This window comes from Bradyrhizobium sp. CCGE-LA001 (assembly GCF_000296215.2).
Taxonomy (GTDB): Bacteria; Pseudomonadota; Alphaproteobacteria; order Rhizobiales; family Xanthobacteraceae; genus Bradyrhizobium.
Window position 1 is genome coordinate 3,795,108 of the sequence record NZ_CP013949.1, and the last position, 12,813, is coordinate 3,807,920.

At 62.2% G+C, this 12,813-nt stretch carries 17 protein-coding genes; 8 read left to right on the forward strand and 9 right to left on the reverse strand.

Going from position 1 to position 12,813, the window contains the following annotated elements; genetic code table 11:
- Positions 1-91: 91 nt before the first annotated feature.
- Positions 92-772 (reverse strand): SDR family oxidoreductase, encoded by a 681-nt coding sequence (locus BCCGELA001_RS17450; protein ID WP_008563330.1) that lies wholly within the window; start codon positions 770-772, stop codon positions 92-94.
- Between the two features lie 118 nt (positions 773-890).
- Here BCCGELA001_RS17450 and BCCGELA001_RS17455 point away from each other — a divergent pair, with 118 nt between their 5' ends.
- On the forward strand, positions 891-1,628 hold the full coding sequence (locus BCCGELA001_RS17455; protein WP_060735890.1) for an SGNH/GDSL hydrolase family protein: 738 nt from the start codon (positions 891-893) through the stop codon (positions 1,626-1,628).
- On the opposite strand, the gene BCCGELA001_RS17460 is transcribed toward BCCGELA001_RS17455, so the two are convergent.
- Complete coding sequence (locus BCCGELA001_RS17460) at positions 1,629-2,372, reverse strand: tyrosine-protein phosphatase (RefSeq protein WP_060735891.1); 744 nt, start codon at positions 2,370-2,372, stop codon at positions 1,629-1,631. It lies immediately after the preceding gene.
- An 82-nt stretch (positions 2,373-2,454) separates the two neighbouring features.
- Between BCCGELA001_RS17460 and BCCGELA001_RS17465 the strand changes: the two genes are divergently transcribed.
- Complete coding sequence (locus tag BCCGELA001_RS17465) at positions 2,455-2,781, forward strand: MliC family protein (protein ID WP_060737703.1); 327 nt, start codon at positions 2,455-2,457, stop codon at positions 2,779-2,781.
- A 103-nt stretch (positions 2,782-2,884) separates the two neighbouring features.
- Here the strand turns inward: BCCGELA001_RS17465 and BCCGELA001_RS17470 are convergent, their stop codons facing one another.
- Positions 2,885-3,088: a DUF2735 domain-containing protein gene (locus BCCGELA001_RS17470; RefSeq protein WP_008563326.1), complete on the reverse strand. Its 204-nt coding sequence runs from the start codon at positions 3,086-3,088 to the stop codon at positions 2,885-2,887.
- 539 nt (positions 3,089-3,627) lie between these two features.
- On the opposite strand from BCCGELA001_RS17470, the gene BCCGELA001_RS17475 reads away from it, so the two are divergent.
- From BCCGELA001_RS17475 to BCCGELA001_RS17490, 4 genes are all read left to right on the forward strand, one after another.
- Complete coding sequence (locus BCCGELA001_RS17475; protein WP_060735892.1) at positions 3,628-4,662, forward strand: glutamine synthetase beta-grasp domain-containing protein; 1,035 nt, start codon at positions 3,628-3,630, stop codon at positions 4,660-4,662.
- 192 nt (positions 4,663-4,854) lie between these two features.
- Positions 4,855-5,556, forward strand: coding sequence for a GrlR family regulatory protein (locus BCCGELA001_RS17480; RefSeq protein ID WP_060735893.1), 702 nt, complete (start codon positions 4,855-4,857; stop codon positions 5,554-5,556).
- Positions 5,557-5,574: 18 nt separating this feature from the next.
- Complete coding sequence (locus tag BCCGELA001_RS17485) at positions 5,575-6,258, forward strand: substrate-binding domain-containing protein (RefSeq protein WP_008563322.1); 684 nt, start codon at positions 5,575-5,577, stop codon at positions 6,256-6,258.
- A gap of 32 nt (positions 6,259-6,290) precedes the next feature.
- Positions 6,291-7,112 carry a tetratricopeptide repeat protein gene (locus BCCGELA001_RS17490; protein ID WP_060735894.1) on the forward strand — a complete coding sequence of 274 codons (822 nt, stop codon included), beginning with the start codon at positions 6,291-6,293 and terminating at the stop codon, positions 7,110-7,112.
- On the opposite strand, the gene BCCGELA001_RS17495 is transcribed toward BCCGELA001_RS17490, so the two are convergent.
- Positions 7,113-7,571 (reverse strand): hypothetical protein, encoded by a 459-nt coding sequence (locus BCCGELA001_RS17495; RefSeq protein ID WP_060737704.1) that lies wholly within the window; start codon positions 7,569-7,571, stop codon positions 7,113-7,115.
- A 336-nt stretch (positions 7,572-7,907) separates the two neighbouring features.
- Between BCCGELA001_RS17495 and BCCGELA001_RS17500 the strand changes: the two genes are divergently transcribed.
- Entirely contained in the window at positions 7,908-8,612 is a 705-nt protein-coding gene (locus BCCGELA001_RS17500; protein WP_008563318.1) for a hypothetical protein, read from the forward strand.
- Positions 8,613-8,697: 85 nt separating this feature from the next.
- Here the strand turns inward: BCCGELA001_RS17500 and BCCGELA001_RS17505 are convergent, their stop codons facing one another.
- The 5 genes from BCCGELA001_RS17505 to BCCGELA001_RS17530 all read right to left on the reverse strand — a co-directional run bounded on the left by BCCGELA001_RS17505 (position 8,698) and on the right by BCCGELA001_RS17530 (position 11,918).
- Complete coding sequence (locus BCCGELA001_RS17505) at positions 8,698-9,738, reverse strand: glycosyltransferase family 4 protein (RefSeq protein ID WP_008563317.1); 1,041 nt, start codon at positions 9,736-9,738, stop codon at positions 8,698-8,700.
- A gap of 132 nt (positions 9,739-9,870) precedes the next feature.
- Complete coding sequence (locus tag BCCGELA001_RS17510; RefSeq protein ID WP_008563316.1) at positions 9,871-10,080, reverse strand: hypothetical protein; 210 nt, start codon at positions 10,078-10,080, stop codon at positions 9,871-9,873.
- Positions 10,081-10,281: 201 nt separating this feature from the next.
- Positions 10,282-10,491, reverse strand: coding sequence for a hypothetical protein (locus BCCGELA001_RS17515; RefSeq protein ID WP_008563315.1), 210 nt, complete (start codon positions 10,489-10,491; stop codon positions 10,282-10,284).
- Positions 10,492-10,666: 175 nt separating this feature from the next.
- Positions 10,667-10,879, reverse strand: coding sequence for a hypothetical protein (locus BCCGELA001_RS38850; protein ID WP_083543512.1), 213 nt, complete (start codon positions 10,877-10,879; stop codon positions 10,667-10,669).
- Positions 10,880-11,735: 856 nt separating this feature from the next.
- Positions 11,736-11,918: a hypothetical protein gene (locus BCCGELA001_RS17530; protein WP_008563312.1), complete on the reverse strand. Its 183-nt coding sequence runs from the start codon at positions 11,916-11,918 to the stop codon at positions 11,736-11,738.
- 304 nt (positions 11,919-12,222) lie between these two features.
- Between BCCGELA001_RS17530 and BCCGELA001_RS17535 the strand changes: the two genes are divergently transcribed.
- Positions 12,223-12,567, forward strand: a complete 345-nt coding sequence (locus BCCGELA001_RS17535) for a nuclear transport factor 2 family protein (protein WP_060735896.1) — start codon at positions 12,223-12,225, stop codon at positions 12,565-12,567.
- Positions 12,568-12,813 lie beyond the last annotated feature (246 nt).

The window sequence follows — 12,813 nt, forward strand, 5'->3', positions numbered from 1 at the left end:
ATCCGGTCGGAGAATCAGTTGGGAGCAGTCTAGAGCCTTCTCGGCTCAGATTGAATCGGAGCCGCCGCGCGGTGCTGCCGGCCCAGCTTATCTACACCCGTCCGCCCACTGGAATCAGCGCGCCGGTGACGCCGCTTGCGGCGTCGCTGGCGAGGAACAGGATGACGTCGGCGAGCTCCTGCGGCGTCACCCATTTGGAGACGTCGGCTTTGGGCATGTCCGCGCGGTTGGCCTTGGTGTCGATGATCGAGGGCAGCACCGCGTTCACGGTCACCTTGCCTTTCCACTCATTGGCGAGTGCCTCGGTGAGGCGATGCACACCTGCCTTCGAGGCTGCATAGGCTCCCATGCCGCTGCCGGCCTGCAGCGCGCCCATGGCGCCGATATTGACGATGCGGCCGGCCTTGGACGCGGCGAGGTGCGGCAGCGCCGCGCGCGAGGTGTTGAGCGCGGTCAGGACGTTCAGCGCATGCATGCGCTGCCACGTCGCGATGTCGCCCTCGCCAACGGTCTCGAAGGCGAAGCCGCCCGCGATGTTGATCAGCGCATCGAGCTTGCCAAAGTGCTTTGCCGCCGCCTCGACCGCGGCCTTCGCCTGCGCCGCGTCGGAGAGGTCGACGCCGCCGATCTCGATGCTGTCAGCGGTTGGGGGAACTTGCGAGGGGACATGATCGATGCCGGCCACGCGCGCGCCGCGTGACTGCGCGGTCTCGGCGACGACCTTGCCAAGCGCGCCGAGCGCACCGGTGACGACAATGACTTTTCCCTGCACGAAACTCTCCGTCGTTTCAGTTCGCGCGGACTATTGCTCCGCTTGAATTGGACTTGCAATGGCGGCGGCTTCAAGGCTGAATGGATGCTACAACCTTGGATGGCGGGAGGGGATTGATATGTCCGAGAGTCTGCCTGCGGTCGACTTCCCCCGAGACATCATCAAACTGCAATACCCACTACGAAATTTCGTCGAAGCGCTGCGCGGGGAAGGTCCGGTTCGTATCGTCGCGATGGGGTCATCTTCGACCGCCGGTCGCGCAGACGTCGTACCCTATCCCTCTCGGTTGGAGATGTATCTGCGGCAGAACTACTCCGACCACCTGCCGAAAGTTCGGATCGACGTTTTGAATAGAGGCAAAGGCGGAGAAGAAGCGCCGAAAGAGCTCAAGCGCTTTGATGCAGACATTTTCAAAGACGAGCCGACCGTGGTGCTTTGGCAGATCGGCACCAACGCCGTCTTTCGCAAGCAGGACTTCGACTTCAATGGGGTCGTCGACAAGATTGCCGAGGGCGTGTGTCTACTCGGCAAGCATCCGATGGACGTCGTGTTGATCGACCCGCAATATGTCACAGCCATGCTTCGCGACGACAAGGCGGAGCTTTCAGAGAAGATGGTTTCGGAGATCCGCAGGATCGCCGCTGATGCGAAGATAAATGTGTTTCAGCGCTGGGCTCTGATGCGACATTGGCACGTGAGCAACGGCGTCTCATTTGAGCAATTGCTCGATCCCACGGATGGCGACAAGCTCCATCAAAGCGACTGGAGCACGCTCCAGATCTCCAAGGCGCTGTGCAATTCGATTGTTGATGCCAGTGTAGCGGCGAGCTGGTTACCCGCCGAATGGAAATCCTGATCACGCCTGCAGATAGCGCTCCTTCAGCGCGGTCCGCTCGACCGTGCCGAGCTTGAGAGCGTCACGCAAATAGGTTTCGATATCGCCATAGTCCTGGCCGACGGCTTCGAATGCAGCTGCGAGGTAAGAGGCCTCGACGCTGCCGATGGCATTGCGGACGTCCTCCGGCAGATCGATGGCCGCCGTCGCATCGCGCTTATAGTGCTGGTTGGTGAGCAGGTAGTCCTCGGCGATGACATCGTCGGGCACGCCGAGCGCATGCAGGATCAGCGCGCTGGCAAAGCCGGTGCGGTCCTTGCCTGCCGTACAATGGATCACGAGCGGCGCGTGATCTTCCAGGAGGTGGCCGAACAGGCTGCGAAAGCTGTCCGTATTGTGGCGAACGTAGTTGCGATAGGATTCGCGCATCAGCTCCAGCGCGACCGGCGCCGTCAGCGTACCCTTCGCGAGCTCGGCGCGTAGCGCGGCGACCACGGTCGGCTCGATCGGCAGCGAGTGAACCGTGATCTCGTTGACGACGCAGATGCCGGCCGCGCGCTCCTCGCGTCCACGAAAGTCGAACGCGCTTCGCACTCCCAGCGCTCGGACGATCTCGATATCGGCTGCGGTGAGCTGGCCGAGGTGGTTGGAGCGGAAGATGTGCCGCCAGCGTGTGGTACGGCCGTCGACGGTCGGATAGCCGCCGAGATCGCGAAAATTGCTGGCGCCTTGCAGAGCGAGATGGCGGGCGGGGGAGTCGGACATGGGAATGAACTTGGGATCGGCTTGGGTTATGGTTCCACTGGATGCGCTGCGGCGTCCTTAGAGTCCATTACAGGGGGTGATCGTGGACCGACACAAGGCCATTGTTTTGGCCGTCGCCATGCTGTTGGCCGGAATTTTGGAGACCCCGCCGGCCGATGCACAGACGTTCCAGACCTATCGCTGCGCCGATGGTACGCAGTTCATCGTCGGGTTTTATGACGGCGACAAGCGCGCCTTCCTCCAGATCGACGGCGAACCGGTAACGCTGGCCAAGCGGCTGGCGGTTTCGGGGGCGCGCTATTCGGGGGCGGGGGTCACACTGAAGATTCCCAAGACCGGCCCCACCACGGTGAAACATCTAAAGCGGCCGGTCACCGCGTGCGCGGTGATCGAAAAGCCCGCGATCTAGCCGGGACGACTGCTGGAATCAAAAAGGGCCGAAACACCGTTGTTTCGACCCTTTTTCGAGCTGCCGCCTGTTGCCCGCGGCGGTTTCAAACCGACCATAGGCATCAGCGATCCCATTTCGGCTTGGCTTCGTCGATTGCTTCCTGGTGATACCAGCTTTCGCTGCAGATCGAGACGTTCGCGGGAAGCGAGCCGTGATCAGCAGGAAGACGGGTCTCGCCATCGCGGCGTCCGGCGAGAGCCGCGCGGCCCCCGACGGGGAATTGGTAGATCTTCGCAGATCCGTGACTCAGACCATTGTTCATCATTGCGATTCTCCTTGGTCGAAGCGCCTTGGCCTCCATGGTGCGCCCGACTCGTTCGATTGTGGTTACTGGAATCCCCATATCGGCCGCGCCCCCCGATTTGAAAAGTGCTGAAAAGGAGATCAGTTGCCGCTCAATTTGTAGGCAGCACGCCTGCTGCATCTCTCAAGGCACCTTGTCAGTGACCAACGCTTGGGCTATTCCAAAGGTTGCTAGGCAGGGGCACCTGGCTTTGCGAAAATTGCTGGACGTTGATGCGCGTTTCATCGGCAACTTCCCGCACTGCGCCATCTGCTTCAGAATCGAGCGGTTTCCCCGGGATTTTTGCGGTGCAGCTTCACACGAAGGTGCGCGGCTATGACGCACGCCGGTTCAGGCGACACGCCACCAGCGCGGAGCGACCGACCGTGGTGGAAAACCGCCCGCACTGCGGCCCTTTGGCACGACAAATGCTTGTAGAGCGCCGGCCGATGATGGCCGGGTACAAAACGTTCGGGGGCTCCCAAGCCTCCAACCTTTCGCATCATCTACAGAGAGGCTCAATGACCAAGTATAAGCTCGAGTACATCTGGCTCGACGGATATACGCCGACTCCGAACTTGCGCGGCAAAACTCAGATCAAGGAATTCGCGTCGTTCCCGACGCTCGAGCAGCTTCCGCTCTGGGGCTTCGATGGCTCCTCCACCCAGCAGGCCGAAGGTCACAGCTCCGATTGCGTGCTGAAGCCGGTCGCCGTGTTCCCGGACGCCGCCCGCACCAACGGCGTGCTGGTGATGTGCGAAGTCATGATGCCCGATGGCAAGACCCCGCATCCGTCCAACAAGCGCGCCACCATCCTCGACGATTCCGGCGCCTGGTTCGGCTTCGAGCAGGAGTACTTCTTCTACAAGGACGGCCGTCCGCTCGGCTTCCCGACCGCCGGTTATCCTGCGCCGCAGGGCCCGTACTACACCGGCGTCGGCTATTCGAACGTCGGCGACGTCGCCCGCAAGATCGTCGAAGAGCATCTCGACCTCTGCCTCGCCGCCGGCATCAACCATGAAGGCATCAACGCGGAAGTCGCCAAGGGCCAGTGGGAATTCCAGATCTTCGGGAAGGGCTCCAAGACCGCTGCCGACCAGATGTGGATGGCCCGCTATTTGATGCTGCGCCTCACCGAAAAGTACGGCATCGACATCGAGTTCCACTGCAAGCCGCTCGGCGACACCGACTGGAACGGCTCCGGCATGCACGCCAACTTCTCGACCGCCTATATGCGCGAAGTCGGCGGCAAGGAGTATTTCGAGGCGCTGATGGGTGCCTTCGAGAAGAACCTGATGGACCACATCGCCGTCTACGGCCCGGACAACGACAAGCGTCTGACCGGCAAGCACGAGACCGCGCCCTGGAACAAGTTCAGCTACGGCGTTGCCGACCGCGGCGCTTCGATCCGCGTTCCGCACTCCTTCGTCAACAACGGCTACAAGGGCTATCTGGAAGACCGTCGTCCGAACTCGCAAGGCGACCCCTACCAGATCGCTTCGCAGATCCTGAAGACGATCTCGTCCGTGCCGACCGACAAGAAGGCCGCGGCTTAAGATCCTCCCGGCCCGGGCTGGGGGGCTGGCCCGGGTTGTCTCAATCCGCCGGAGCGGCAACGCTCCGGCGGATTTTTTGCATTCTGATGACGGCTACCCTGCGGCCTGTCGGCGGGGCGCGCGAAACTTGTCCATTGCCGCCGAATGCGGGATAGACTGTAGCCGGATGCGCGCGGGCCGGGGACACGGCTGGTGATTGAAGGCTTCTACAAGGTGAGATTTCAGCTCGGCGACACTGTCGGCCGGGCCGTGATGCATGCCGGCAACGGCAAGCTGCTCGGCGGCAATTCGGCCTTCGCCCATATCGGTACCTACGAGAAGACCGACAGCGGCGTCGACGTCGTGATCAAGACCGTCCGCCACAACCCCGATCCGAACTACCGCGCCATGGCCGGCACCGACGATGCGACCTTGATCGCGAAGGGCTGGCCCGACGGCGATCTCTATCGCTTCAAAGGTGAGCTCAAGGAGCTGCCCGGGGTGCCGTTTCAATCGCTCATGACTCGGATCACGGAGGATGAAGTGGCGATCGCCGGCGGCGTCGGCGAGGCCGGAATCGTCGACGGTCTTTACTCGATTCATCTGCGTATGCTCGACGGCCTCGACGGCGGGCTCACCGGCGTGATGCTGCTCAATCAAGGCCGCATCCTCGGCGGCGATGCCGCGTTCTATTATCTCGGCAGCTACACCGCCGCGAAGGGACGCTGGAAAGGACAGATCCTCAATCTGGAGCACACGCCGGCCAAGGACGATCCGATCTTCGGCGGCCACGAGGTCGGCATCGGCTTCTCCGGCAGCTATGACAGCGAACAGGCGGTGCTGGAGGCGGCGGCGTTCACCGGCAAGCGCAGCCTGCGCCTGACCGCCGCGCTCAAGCTGATGCACCGCGCCTGATCGCGACAGGAATCGGAAATGGAAAGCGTGCGCATGCTCTCGACGCTCGGCCTGATGGGCGCGATGCGCAGCCTGTCCTTGGCCTTCGAGGCCAGGAGCGGCATCCGTGTCGAGGCCGATTTCGCGCCTACCCTGGCGCTGCTCAAGCGGCTGCGCGACGGTGAGGCCGCCGATCTCGTGATCCTCACGCGCGAGGGGCTCGACGAGATGCTTGGAGAGGGTCGTGTTGTCGCCGACGGTGCGGCTGACCTCGCGCGCTCCTATGTCGGCATCGCCGTGCGGGCGGGGCAGGCGAACCCTGATATCGCCAGCGAAGCCGCGCTGCGCAAGACGCTGCTCGCGGCGCGGTCGGTCGCCTATTCGCGGCTCGGCGCCAGCGGCGTCTACTTCGCCCAGTTGATCGTGCGGATGGGGATTGCGGCCGAGGTCAATGCTAAGGCCACCATCGTGGAGCAGGGCTTCACGGCGGAGCGGCTGGTGAGCGGCGAGGCCGATCTCGCCGTGCAGCAGATCAGCGAGCTGAAGCAGGTCGGCAGCATCGAGGTGGTCGGCCCGATCCCGCACGATCTGCAGACACCGGCCGTGTTCTCCGCCGGCCGCATGGCAAATGCGAAACACCCCGAAGCCGCCGAGCGGCTGCTGCGCTATCTGGCATCGCCTGATGTCGTGCCCGTGCTGCGCCAATCGGGACTCGAGCCTTGAATTTGCCGGGGCGACGACGCAACGTGGCACCCATGTGGACTTATCTTCTCGTCATCGTCTTCGCGCTTGCCGCGCCGCTGGCTGCACGGGCGCAATCGGCCGACCTCGTCCTGTGCGACCGGGTGGCGGCCGACCCCAGCGATCCCGACAAGCCGGCGGACGTGAAGGGCGTGACCGACATCGCTTCCTCCGACGTTGCGACGGCGATCAAGTTCTGCAAGCAGGCCGGAGCGTCCTCGCGGCGGGCGATGTTCGCGCTCGGCCGCGCCTATGCGGCCAACCGGCAAACAGGCGAGGCGATGGCGGCATGGCGCAAGGCGGCCGACAAGGGGTCGAGCGCGGCGATGGTCGAGCTCGGCGTTGCCTACGCCACAGGCGCGGGTGTCGCCAAGGACGACGCGCAGGCGCGAAAGCTGTTCGAGAAGGCGGCGCAGGCCGGCAATCCCCGCGGCGTCAGCAATCTCGCGGCTCTCGGCAGCGCAGGCGGCAGCGCGCCCGCCGATCCCGCCCAGGCGCGCGCGTTGCTCGGCAAGGCAGCTGAAACCAATGCGGAGGCGCAGTATCAGCTCGGGCTGATGCTCTCCGAGGGCACGGGCGGCGCAAAGGACGATGCCGCGGCGCGCGCGGTGTTCGAGAAGGCGGCGGCGCAAAACCATCCCGGAGCGCTGGAGCGCATGGGCGCCTTCGCGCAAGAAGGCCGCGGCGGGCCGAAGGACAAGGACGCGGCGAAGGCCTATTACGAGCGCGCCGCGGCGCTCGGCGACGACGACGCCAAGAAGGCACTGGAGCGCATTCGCTGTCCCTATGCGATCAAGGACAAGCAGGGCAAGCTCGTCACCACGCTGTGCTTCTGATCACTTCATGTAGTAGGCGAGATCGTTGCGGGCGTCGCGATAGGTGGTCTCGAGATAGTGCGGATACTTCCGCGCAGCCTGCGCCACCGCGCGCACCACGCAATCCCAGAAATCGCCGTTCCAGTCGAAGTGCTTGTTGTAGGCATCCTCGAATTTGACGGCGGTGATGATGGCCTCGCTGATCGCCTGATCATCGGCGCGTGGATGGGCGCGCTTTAGATAGCCGAACATCGGCCCTTCATGGGCGTGGTCACGTTCGTAGCGATACTGGATGGCGAACTGCTCCGGCGAGAAGGTGCGGTTGACGCGGACCTCTTCGGCGGTGGGGCGGCCCGCGATCGTCTCGAGGCGGTAGCGCTGACGCCACAGCTCGTAGGCGGCATCGAGCAGCGGCTGCTTGGCGGCCTTTGCGATGATCGCGCTGACCTCGTCTTCGGCTGATGGTTGCGGCTTGTCCATGCTGCTTGGTCGCGCCCCCGCGCAGGCGGGTTCGAGCAGGCCGATCGGGGCAGGCCTCTTGTGCGAGCTGGACGCGAAGGTCGAAAACAACCCCATGCACAGTAGCCAAGTGCTTGAAATACCTAGGGTGCCGAGCGTGAATTCTTGCCGCTCGCAAACCTTCCAGAAAATGCTGATTTTACGAAATTGACTTGATCCGTCGGGCAAAACGGGGGTAGAGTGGCATCATCGCGGCAAGCGTCGCGCGAGCCGTCCTGCGCTGAAAAGCCGGTGGTGTCCATGCGGCGGCGATGCTAGGTAGCCCGCGATAGTTTTCGGTTTTGCGGGTTCAAGACGTTGCTGGACGGGCTCTACAAGGTTGAATACGGCGTCAACGATGCGGTCGGCCGCAGCATCATGTGCCTGCATGACGGCAAGATGCTCGGCGGCAATTCGGGTTTTGCCCACCTTGGCACCTATGTCGAACGTGACGGCGAGGTCGTCGCCGAGGTGATCACCGAGCGGCACAACCTCGACCCCAACTACAAGCCGCTGATGGGGGCGGACGTCGCCACGATCGGGGCGCGCGGCCGGCTGGTGGGCAACGAGATACGTCTCCAGGGCGGCGCGAACACGATGCCGGGCGCGCCTTTCTGGGCCAATTTCACGCGGCTCGATGACGGAGCGCTGCCGCCACGCGGCACGATCGGGCAGGGCGGCATCGCCAACGGACTTTACGGAATGGGCCTGCGCGCGCTCGATGGCGTCGATGCCGGCCTCTCCGGCGTCATGCTGCTGATCGATGGCCGCATTCTCGGCGGCGATGCGTTCTTCTATTATCTCGGCTCGTACTCCTCCGCGGACGGCCGCTGGAAGGGCGAGATGCTGAATCAGGAGCACACGCCTGCGAAAGGCGAGAACCCCGTGTTCGGCGGCTTCGAGGTCGGAATCGGCTTCTCCGGGACCTGCACGGCCGATAGCGGCGAGCTCGAAGGCATCGCGCTCGCCGGCAAGCGGAGCTTACGGCTCGCGGCGTCGCTCAAGCTGATGCGACGGGCGTAGCTACTGAAAATTCGAAGTCACTATTCCTTTGAACGTGGACCTCCGATTGCATCTCGGCATTCATAACGGCAATTCTTGAAGTCCCTCACGGGCAACGCCCGCCGCGAACGACCAGCTCGCGATACTGGCTTTCATACTGCGTTGCCATCCGACTCGCGAGGAAGCGCTCCTCGAAACGGGCGCGCACCTTTCTTCTATCCAGCCGGACCACTTCCTTGACTGCTTCGATCGCCTGCTCCTCGCCGTCAACGATGAAGCCCGTGACGTCGTCCTCGATGACTTCCGGCACTGATCCGGAGCGGTAGGCGATCACAGGCGTCCCGCACGCCATCGCCTCGATCATGACGAGACCAAAGGGCTCGGGCCAATCGATCGGAAACAGCAAGGCGGCGGCACCGTCGAGGAAAGGCTGCTTCTGGACCTCGTCTACCTCGCCGACGAGCTGGATCCTGTCGCCGTCGATCTCCGGCTCGAGCTTCTTCTTGAAGTACGCTGTCTCCCCGCGAGGTATCTTGGCCGCGATCCGCAACGGCATTTGGACGGCGCGCGCGATGCGTATCGCTGCTTCCGGCCCTTTCTCAGCGGTGAGCCGGCCGAGGAACGCCAGGTACGAACCGTTTTCGTAAGAGGGGCGAAACAGGTCCTTTGGCAGCCCGTGCGGAATGGTCGCGATCCAGTTCGCATCGGGAAGCGGACGGCGCTGGTTGGCGGAGATGGAGACGAAAGGGGCCTGGGCGAAAGTCCCGATCACGTCGGACAAGCCTTGAAGGTCGAGGCGGCCGTGCATGGTCGTTAGAAACGGCACGCCGGTCCGGCTCAGCACCGGCAGTGGCAACCAGTCGACATGGGAATGAATGACGTCGAAGTCGTGCGCGCGCTGGGCAATGGCCTCGATCATCATTGCGCTGGCGGCGTTCGGATCGACGCCCCTCCGTCCCAGCCGCAGTGCGCGCGGCCACACCGCGTGAAGCTTGGCCCTCGTGCTTGAGTCGCCGCTTGCGAACAGGGTAACGTCGTGTCCGAGGTCGACCAGCTCGTCCACCAGCCAGGCAATCACCCGTTCCGTTCCGCCGTAGAGCTTTGGGGGAACGCATTCGGCCAACGGAGCAAGCTGGGCAATCCGCATCGAACTAGGCCCCGAATGCGATGCGCAAGCTGATCACGATGACCGCGGAGATGAGAAAAGAAATCGCGAGCAGCGTCCAACTCGGCCTTGTGCTTTGGCTGGCTACGCGTGCGACGAGCGATTTCATGCTCGTCAGCATTCGTCGCGGGGAAGCCGCTTCAAGTAAGCAATCCCGAAGCTGGCGAGCTCTTCGGTATCGCTCTCGCGCTCTTCGCATCTCCTCTGCAGATGCCACTCCAGCAGGCCGCGCCGGCTGTCATGAGCATCGACATCGGGGTGCCATGCCCGATACACCGTCCACGCGGTCTCCGTGGCGTTCTTCAAGACGGCTTCATCGACCATGCTCACTCTCCGGGGACGAACTCAGTTGCTGCCAACTCATGGCGCTCCCGAAAGTTTCCGGTTTTTCCCGATCTTAGACGAAGAGAGGAGATCTGCTCGCAACGTTCGCAGGGCCGCGTGACGCGAGCGGTTGTGAAATCTCTAGAGGTAACGGTGGGGCTGAAATGATGACGTCGTCAAATTGACGTCTGCTCATTCCATTCAGGTCTGTGCGTTCGTGTGTTGCCGGCTCCGAGCTCGCTCCCAATCGCTGAAGTCGTAGTCGCCAATCCAACGCAGCACGATGTCGTCGCACAGGCTGCAACGAAATGATTTTGCCTGTTTGACGAAAGCTCGAGATTGAAGGGCTACGTAGGCCTCACCGCACTTCGCGCAGGCATAAATGACCTTTTTCGCAATCGTCTCTGTCATGGCTGATCTCAAAGCAAGTCAGCGGTTGCAGCAAAAAGGCCCCAGCTTCACGTGGCGGCGAAGCTGGGGCCCGTTCAAGCTGCCTTGGGGGGAAGGCAACTATTGGCCCAGGAGACAGGGCAACGGAGAAACTTGGAGATACGGCAAGCGTTCCACGCTTTTCGCGCTACAGCGCTCAGCGGCCTATATCTGTCTTCCCATTGGGGGTGCCGTCGCCGCCGCCATTGCCCTTGCCGTTGTTGCCGGCTGGTCCGCCGCCCGACTTCGCAATCGCATCTGACGTGAGGGACGTCGATAGCAGGAGCGTCATGGCTGGAGGCGTCACAGCGGCGAACCGTCCGCAAGTCTTCAAGAACTCGCGGCGATCATCATCTGTCGATCTCTGCATCGCACCTACTCCCGGTTTTGAGGTATTTAACTGCTGGCCCTGGGCATTTAACTCCGCGATCGGAATCAAATCAATTAATATTATTTGGTTCCATTGTCGCCAATTATCATCAATTAGTGCGGCGCAACGTGCTGAATGTAAGTGCGTACTCCTGCCGGATTTGCCAAAATATCCCGGTAGTCTAGAGCCGGGCCATCTTCAAAAATAAAAACGGGGCCGATGATGTATGCCTTCCGCTGCGCACATGACGTTGCACTCCTCCATGAACGATTCGAAGTGCTCACCTCTCAACTCGCTGAGCTGGAAGAATTGAGGATGCGAGTGCGTATAGCTGAGCAATTCATGAAGAGCACCAGAGCAGACGGTATGGCGAAGCGGCTAAGGACCGCTGACCGCGAGTGGCACGGGGCGGCCACCGGCGCTATCCGACGCTACAATTGAGCGGACTTGGTCGCTCTCGACTTTGACTCGCGAGATGGCGCTTTTCCACATGCTGGAGAGGATTTTGCAGGGAGCCACGATCCTCCGGTCGGCGGGCGATCTGTTTCGTTTTCGTCGTTGGCCACAGCGTGATGCCATGTTGCCGAGCGCGGACACGGACGGCTGCTTCGCTACGTCTGAGCGCCGTAGCGATCTCTTCGGGGCGGCTGCCGGCCTCGGCCGTCGCCTTGCGTGCGCCCTGGGAGCGTGGCAAAGCTACGTGCTGCTGGAGGCAGGCCTCGGCGCCGTCCGACACGGGGTGGCGGCCACTTACGATTGAGGCGTCTGCGTGCGGCGCTTCGCCGCCTTGAGCTCAAAGAGAAAAATCACTGCTCCGATTATCGCGCAACCAATGACTGCCATCAACAAGATCATCTCAAGCACGCGTTTCGGTTCCATTCGCAATCGCCTTCTCAACTTCCCCGGCGAGAGTATTGAGGTGTTCGGCCAATCGGTTGAATAGCTCGCGCTTGTGAGGGGCGGTAGCAAGATCCCGGATGAGCGCGCACTCGGCGGCCTCCGTCCTCAGCTTTTCCGCCTGCGCTTGCATGTCCTTCATGACGTTTCCCGGTTTAGCGTCAGCGAGGTCTAAAATTTTGCATGTTTTTCCCTGCCGCGCTACGGCGTCGAGGTTGGCTCATGCGCGAAGAGCAGAACAGCCGAGCCTGTCCGGGACAAATTAAACCACCATGCTGGTTCCGGGGTAGGGCAACGTCACAGACCCGCCGGCAAGCATCCGCCCTATGACTTTCGACATATGGCCGTAGCCGAGCGAGAACATCAAACTTCAAGGATCGGTTGGCGAAGAGACTTAGCTGGTACCCCGGCCAAATCTCGGTTTCTTGGCGCATGGAGGTGCTTGTATGTCCTTTGATCCGATGGCCGTTGCCGTCGACTGGCTCGACGCCTACCGTGCCTGCGATATCGAAGCGATACTCGCAATGTACGCCGAAGATGCAGTGGTTCACTGCGGTTGTGACGATCTGACGATCACCGGCAGGGAAGGCCTCCGAGCCTACTGGGCTGATCGTCTGCGTAAAAAACCCGCTACCGAGCTGGATGATCTGCAGCCTTCGCAAGGCGGGACAATGATCTCGTACATCACCGGGAACAATGTCGTGAACGCGGTCTTGGCGTTCGATTCTGCCGGAAAAATCAAGTCCCTGAGCTGCGGTCCGCTGCAGCAGGTCTCGTCCAGCTCCTGCTAATTCAATTGGGCTCTGCCAACTGATCCAGAACGCTGTACCGGTGCATCGAGCAGTGTCGGTGCGTCTTCCGAATATCTCGAGAATGTTTGGAACGTTAGCGCGATTGCCACGTTGTCCCGGTACCCTTCCCCAAAGGGTACCCCAAGTGAGGCCCCAGCTCACCGCCCCCCTGAGAGCTGGGGCCATTTTTGACGCAGGAAGACCTCAGCTCGTTCCCATTGCCCCGAGAGCTGAGGTCTTTTCGTT

Excerpts from the sequence above, each read along its gene's own strand:
- BCCGELA001_RS17455 (WP_060735890.1), top strand. The coding sequence starts at position 891 with ATGTCCGAGAGTCTGCCTGCGGTCGACTTCCCCCGAGACATCATCAAA.
- BCCGELA001_RS17460 (WP_060735891.1), bottom strand. The coding sequence starts at position 2,372 with ATGTCCGACTCCCCCGCCCGCCATCTCGCTCTGCAAGGCGCCAGCAAT.
- BCCGELA001_RS17470 (WP_008563326.1), bottom strand. The coding sequence starts at position 3,088 with ATGATGAACAATGGTCTGAGTCACGGATCTGCGAAGATCTACCAATTC.
- BCCGELA001_RS17475 (WP_060735892.1), top strand. The coding sequence starts at position 3,628 with ATGACCAAGTATAAGCTCGAGTACATCTGGCTCGACGGATATACGCCG.
- BCCGELA001_RS17485 (WP_008563322.1), top strand. The coding sequence starts at position 5,575 with ATGGAAAGCGTGCGCATGCTCTCGACGCTCGGCCTGATGGGCGCGATG.
- BCCGELA001_RS17490 (WP_060735894.1), top strand. The coding sequence starts at position 6,291 with ATGTGGACTTATCTTCTCGTCATCGTCTTCGCGCTTGCCGCGCCGCTG.
- BCCGELA001_RS17495 (WP_060737704.1), bottom strand. The coding sequence starts at position 7,571 with ATGGACAAGCCGCAACCATCAGCCGAAGACGAGGTCAGCGCGATCATC.
- BCCGELA001_RS17505 (WP_008563317.1), bottom strand. The coding sequence starts at position 9,738 with ATGCGGATTGCCCAGCTTGCTCCGTTGGCCGAATGCGTTCCCCCAAAG.
- BCCGELA001_RS17510 (WP_008563316.1), bottom strand. The coding sequence starts at position 10,080 with ATGGTCGATGAAGCCGTCTTGAAGAACGCCACGGAGACCGCGTGGACG.
- BCCGELA001_RS17515 (WP_008563315.1), bottom strand. The coding sequence starts at position 10,491 with ATGACAGAGACGATTGCGAAAAAGGTCATTTATGCCTGCGCGAAGTGC.
- BCCGELA001_RS38850 (WP_083543512.1), bottom strand. The coding sequence starts at position 10,879 with ATGCAGAGATCGACAGATGATGATCGCCGCGAGTTCTTGAAGACTTGC.
- BCCGELA001_RS17530 (WP_008563312.1), bottom strand. The coding sequence starts at position 11,918 with ATGAAGGACATGCAAGCGCAGGCGGAAAAGCTGAGGACGGAGGCCGCC.
- BCCGELA001_RS17535 (WP_060735896.1), top strand. The coding sequence starts at position 12,223 with ATGTCCTTTGATCCGATGGCCGTTGCCGTCGACTGGCTCGACGCCTAC.